The 6,052-nt window shown below is 39.1% G+C and carries 7 protein-coding genes; all 7 read right to left on the bottom strand.

Translation table 11 applies throughout. The features are described from left to right. Positions 1–1,498, bottom strand: a 1,498-nt coding sequence (locus JWQ85_RS04535) for a DNA topoisomerase (ATP-hydrolyzing) (RefSeq protein WP_299464597.1), incomplete at its 3' end; no start/stop codon positions are given. Positions 1,499–1,675: 177 nt separating this feature from the next. Continuing rightward, on the bottom strand, positions 1,676–2,074 hold the full coding sequence (locus JWQ85_RS04530; protein WP_299464594.1) for a hypothetical protein: 399 nt from the start codon (positions 2,072–2,074) through the stop codon (positions 1,676–1,678). A gap of 2 nt (positions 2,075–2,076) precedes the next feature. Next, entirely contained in the window at positions 2,077–2,991 is a 915-nt protein-coding gene (gene hemF / locus JWQ85_RS04525) for an oxygen-dependent coproporphyrinogen oxidase (protein ID WP_299464591.1), read from the bottom strand. A 154-nt stretch (positions 2,992–3,145) separates the two neighbouring features. After that, the gene (locus tag JWQ85_RS04520; protein ID WP_299464588.1) at positions 3,146–4,390 is read right to left on the bottom strand and encodes an MFS transporter; all 1,245 of its coding nucleotides are present in this window, start codon (positions 4,388–4,390) and stop codon (positions 3,146–3,148) included. A 115-nt stretch (positions 4,391–4,505) separates the two neighbouring features. Continuing rightward, positions 4,506–4,703, bottom strand: coding sequence for a cold-shock protein (locus tag JWQ85_RS04515; RefSeq protein WP_067061679.1), 198 nt, complete (start codon positions 4,701–4,703; stop codon positions 4,506–4,508). 231 nt (positions 4,704–4,934) lie between these two features. After that, positions 4,935–5,411, bottom strand: coding sequence for a hypothetical protein (locus JWQ85_RS04510; protein WP_299464581.1), 477 nt, complete (start codon positions 5,409–5,411; stop codon positions 4,935–4,937). Positions 5,412–5,678: 267 nt separating this feature from the next. Further along, positions 5,679–6,052: SDR family oxidoreductase (locus JWQ85_RS04505; protein ID WP_299464577.1), on the bottom strand; the 374-nt coding region annotated here is incomplete at its 5' end.

Below are 6,052 nucleotides of genomic sequence, written 5' to 3'. Positions count from 1 at the left end.
CTGCAGATGAGTGTACCATTTCGGTTTTGCGCTCATCACCATATTTTTCTCTTATCTCTATCAGCTCATCTTTAATGATCTGCATACGCAGGCCTTCATCAGCAAGGATAGATTTTAAGTAATCTATGGTTTTCATTAAAGCATCGTACTCATCACGGATCTTATCACGCTCAAGGCCGGTTAAACGCCTCAAGGTCATATCAAGGATGGCACGTGCCTGGATATCGCTTAAGCCAAACTGGGTCATTAAGCCCTCTCTTGCCTCATCAGGTGTTGACGATGCACGGATCAGTTTAATTACTTCCTCAATATGGTCAAGTGCAATTAGCAACCCTTCTAATATGTGGGCGCGCTTTTCAGCCTCAGATAACTCGTATTTTGTACGGCGGATAACCACTTCATGCCTGTGCTCAACAAAGTGATGGATCAGATCCCTTAAGTTAAGCAGCATTGGGCGGCCATGCACCAGCGCAATGTTATTTACACTGAATGATGTTTGCAGTGCGGTGTATTTGTACAAATTATTTAGAACGATTGCTGCATTAGCATCACGTTTTATTTCGTAAACAACACGTATACCCTCGCGGTTAGATTCATCGCGGATGGCCGAGATGCCTTCAATTTTCTTGTCGTTAACCAGCTCGGCAGTACGCTCTATCATTAGCGCCTTATTTACCTGGTATGGTACTTCAGATACAATAATGCGTTCGCGGTCGTTATTGTAAGTTTCAATCTCGGCCCTTGCACGTATCACAATACGGCCACGACCAGTTTCCAGCGCTTCGCGCGGACCTTCGTAACCGTAAATAATACCACCTGTAGGAAAATCGGGCCCTTTAACGTGGTGCATCAGTTCGGCAACCTCAATCTGACGGTTATCAATTAATGCCAGTGTAGCGTTAACAATCTCGGTAAGGTTGTGTGGCGCCATGTTAGTAGCCATACCTACCGCAATACCCGAAGCACCATTAACCAAAAGGTTAGGGAATTTTGCAGGTAATACAGTTGGTTCCTGCAGCGAGTCGTCAAAGTTTAGCTGGAAGTCGATGGTATCTTTGTTGATATCGGCCAGCATCTCTTCGGCTATTTTTTCAAGCTTTGCCTCGGTATATCGCATTGCTGCAGGCTCATCGCCATCAATTGAACCGTAGTTACCTTGTCCGTTAACAAAAGGGTAACGCAGGCTCCAGTCTTGCGCCATACGTACCATGGCATCGTATACAGATTTATCACCATGCGGGTGATACTTACCTAATACCTCACCTACAATACGTGCAGATTTTTTGTGTGATTTGTTGTTGTACAAGCCCAGATCCAGCATGCCGTATAATACACGCCTGTGAACAGGTTTTAAACCATCGCGTACATCGGGCAGCGCCCTTGATACGATAACTGACATTGAATAATCAATGTAAGCTGCCCGCATCTCTTCATCAATATTTATCGAAATTATTCTGTCTTCTTGGTGCGAATTATCGTTTTCGGTTTCTTCAGCCATTGGTTTTTCTTAGTGGAAAATCTTAACAGTAAATGCGTATAAAAAATGTGCTTTTATATGACCTGCGAAGTTATGAATTTATATGGTTTTTGAGGTATGTATTTGCTAACATTTATACTTGTTTTCCACGTTTTTTAAGTAAAACCATACTAATGTTACAATGTGGAAAGCTGCGGGTTATTTAACTCTTTTCCAATACTCTTGCACTACGGTGCCATTAGGTAAAGTCCCGTTAAAAGTTAGGGTATCGTTTTTAATTTGGTAATGATATTTCAGGGTGATATTGAGCAGTTTAGAAGGTTCTGCACTAAAGGTTTGCGTTTCAAAACAGGTATCCTGCTTTAAAATATAGTTACCCCGCTCATACGGGATAGGCTCTGCTCCTTTTTCAATAAATAAGGCGTCATAATGCTCTGCATCATATTTTCGTTGCAGTATATAATCTTTTGATGCGGGTACGGCCTTGCCATTATATATTCCCCCACTGTATTCCCAGGTGCCTTTAAAAGAATCTTCTATGTTGAACGCGCATAATACTATTAACAGCAAAAGCGCCGGTAATATCTTTTTTATCATAACTAAACCCAGTTAATACCTTTTTTTAACAAGGATAAGGTTTTTTCTTCTTCACTTCCCGGCTGTGCATGGTAGTTATACACCCATTTAGCTGTAGGCGGCAGGCTCATTAATATCGATTCGATGCGACCGTTAGTTTCCAGCCCAAATTTAGTGCCGGCATCATATACCAAGTTAAACTCGGTATAGCGGCTGCGGCGCTGGTATTGCCATTGCTGCTGGTTATCTGTAAATTGTTTATCCCTGCTGCGATTCACCAGCTCGGTATAAATAGGAATAAATGAGCGGCCTAATGCTTTAGAAAATTCAAATACGGTTTCCCAGGTAATTTCATCTGTAGCGGTTAAACGATCGTAAAATATGCCGCCAATGCCCCGTGTTTCGTCGCGGTGTTTTATATAAAAGTAATTATCGGCCCAGGTTTTAAAACGCTCGTAAAAATCCCGATTAAATTGGTCGCAAACTTGTTTTAGCTGCTGATGGAAATACCGGGCATCATCCTCTACCACATAATGCGGAGTAAGATCTATCCCACCCCCAAACCAGCATACCGGCGGGGTGTCATTATTAAATGACGATGGCATTTCAAAGTACCTGATGTTCATATGTATGATAGGTACCAGCGGGTGGTTTGGATGGATAACGATAGATATGCCGGTAGCAAAAAAATCGTCCTGCTCTACATTTAGGGCTTTTTTAACCGTATGTGGCAATTGCCCATGCACAGCCGAAAAGTTTACGCCGCCTTTTTCAAATATATTACCATTCTGGATGATGCGTGTACGACCACCGCCACCACCTTCACGTTCCCAAAGTTCTTCTTCAAAGGTTGATCTGCCGTCTGTGGTTTCAAGCGCGGCACATATCTCGTCCTGTATCTGTTTGTAATCTGAAGCTATTTGTTCCTTGCTTATCATTAACTAATTATTGAATTAGTGATTTATTGAATTAGTGATTAAGGAAAGCAAAACTAAATTTATTTACTGATTTAGAGAAATTATTGGTTTAGTGATTAAATACAAGTTAATGCATTAAATCTTCAATCGGTAATTCACTAATTCATTAATTGTCTTAACTGATTCCGGCTTCTTCCTCAATGTAATTCAAATCCTTACCAAATGTTTCCTTTAACTGGCTTAAGGAGAACAGCGATATAAGCGTTAATATCACCATCATGATATAACCACTGGTAACCATGCCGTAATGCACTACAAAGGCGTTAAAAGCAATATTGATAGGTATTAGTGAACCACGCACAAAGTTAGGTACAGTAGTAGTTACTGTTGAACGGATATTTGTGCCAAATTGTTCGGCAGCTATGGTTACAAAGGTTGCCCAATAACCAACTGTACAACCCATAAAGAAGCAGATCCAAACAAACTTATCATGCGTAATGCCTTTAGAACCTAAATAAACAAACGAGCTTACTACAGATAGTATCAGGAACACCGCCATTGTTAACTTGCGCGATTTGGTGATCTGCGCCAGCAAACCTGCAAAAATATCGCCTATAGAGATACCTATGTAAGTATAAAGCACCCCCTCTCCCGCGCTTAATGGTACCGCAGAGCCTAATGCCTTGCCAAATTCAGGCGATAAGGTTACAAGCACTCCTACTACATACCAAAGTGGTGCACCAATTAATATGCAATACAGGTATTTTTTAAATCTTTCGGCATTGGTGAATAGCATAAAAAAGTTTCCTTTGGATACCCCACTCTCTTTTACCTTGTTAAACATGCCCGATTCAAATGTCCCTACACGTAAAAGCAGTAAAACAATACCCAATACCCCTCCTACTTTATAAGCTGTTTGCCAGCCGTACTTAGCAGCTTCGTAAGCTGCGGCTGCACCAAACAAGCCAATTACGGCAACTATCATAGTACCATAACCCCGTTTTTCTTTACTCAGTGTCTCAGTAACCAGTGTAATGCCGGCTCCCAGCTCGCCTGCAAGGCCTATACCTGCAATAAAGCGGATTATAGCATAGGTGTTAACATCGGTCACGTAAGCGTTGGCAAAGTTGGCTATCGAATAAAGTAATATCGATCCAAATAAAACCTTAATACGGCCCAGTTTATCGCCTATCACTCCCCATAACAAGCCACCCAACAGCAGGCCAAACATCTGTACATTAATAATAAATTGCCCTTTGCTGAGTATGTCAGCATCGGCTACACCAATATCGTGCAAGCTGGCTTTACGTACTATAGAGAAAACTAAAAGATCATATATGTCAACGAAATAACCCAGGGAGGCTACAAGCACCAGGAATATAACATTCCGCGAAACTTTTGCTGAAGAAGTATCAGTCATAATTAGGATAAGTGATAATGATTAGGCTAAGGTATAAAATGCTGGTAAAAACTGGTTTAAATTGCATAAAAAAACCCCTGTTTAATCAGGGGTTTGTATGTTATATGGGCAGCGATTAAACTTTTTTTACGTTTACTGCCTGTAATCCTTTTCTTCCTTCTTCTTCTTCGTACTCAACATTATCGTTATCTTTAATAGCATTTACGCCGCCTTGTACATCTTTAAAGTGCACAAAAAGATCTTTACCGTCATCAGTAATAATAAATCCGTAACCTTTTTGTGTGTTAAACCATTTTACTTTTCCAGTTTTCATAATAATATTATAATCGTATTAAATAATTGTGTTAAGATCAGTAAGTAATTCAACTGAATATAAAAATGGTTTAATAATCAATATAGAATGTACAACTATCTGTTCAAATATATAAAATTATTAATAACCAAATAAAATTATTTATTAAGTAAAAATAAAATAAAATTTGTTATAAATAAAAAAGTCATCAGCATAAACTGATGACTTTCAATCCTATATAGTTGGGTTAAATTATTTTACTTGCTGAAAGAAGTAAACACCGGCACTTGGGGTAACCCTTACCAAAACTTCTTCTTTACTGTTTTTCAAATCAACAAAATATACTGTTGAATCAAAGCTGTTGTCATCACCAACTTCATATTTAATTACTTCATTAGCAAAGTAACCTTCATATTTTTCAGCGATAGTTTTTCTTGCTTTTTCAGGCAACGCTTTGAATTGTACATTCTCGGTTACGCCGATTAATTCACCTCTAAGGTTGTAAAATGCTGACTTTTTTACACCATCAATTGTGAATGTAGCTTTCTGGAATTTAGAACTAACTTTCCAGGTTACATTTTCAGCACCGATAAAATCGCTGTTAAATTTTGCTGATACTGCGTATGATACATTGTCTTTACCTTCTTCTTTTGTTGATACCTTGTTAACGGCAAAAACATTTGCGGCGAAAAGGATAGCTATTGCGGTTGATATAAATACTTTTTTCATGGCCTTTTAAATTTTAATTTATATAACAAATGTACAGCGTTGTTGCTAATATTTATAATTATTGATGATTTTTATAAATATTTGATAATACATACTCGTTTTTAATCAAAATCTAAAAAATATGGCCGGTTGATAGTGTGCTTTTAACAATATGCTAATAAAAAAGCCTTATACTTATTGTATAAAGTACACTAAGTTAATTTAATGTAAAGCATGGCTGTGTTTATGACTTTTTTATGACATAAAAACGGTTTTACACAGGAATTATTAGCCGTTATCAGCAAAGCCGGGGTATAAGGTCATCCCTCCATCTATGAAAATGGTAGTGCCGGTAATATAATCTGCCTCGTCTGATGCCAGCCAGGCCGCGAGTTTTCCTATATCTTCGGGTTTACCAATACGATTGTAGGGTACTAACGTTAAAAGCTTTTCTAATGCCTCTGGTGTTTGCCATGCCTCCTTGTTAATTGGTGTTTGTATAGCCCCGGGTGCAATGCCCACCACGCGGATCTTATTAGGTGCCAGTTCTTGTGCTATGCTTTTCATAAACATACTTATGCCGCCCTTGCTTGCTGCATAGTTTACATGGCCTGCCCAGGGTATAACCTCGTGTACGCTGCTCATACAAATTATTTTCCCGG

The sequence above is a fragment of the Mucilaginibacter sp. genome (assembly GCF_028288105.1).
Taxonomy (GTDB): Bacteria; Bacteroidota; Bacteroidia; order Sphingobacteriales; family Sphingobacteriaceae; genus Mucilaginibacter.
Note: the sequence above shows the minus strand (reverse complement) of the source record. Positions and strands in the feature narration are given on the sequence as shown.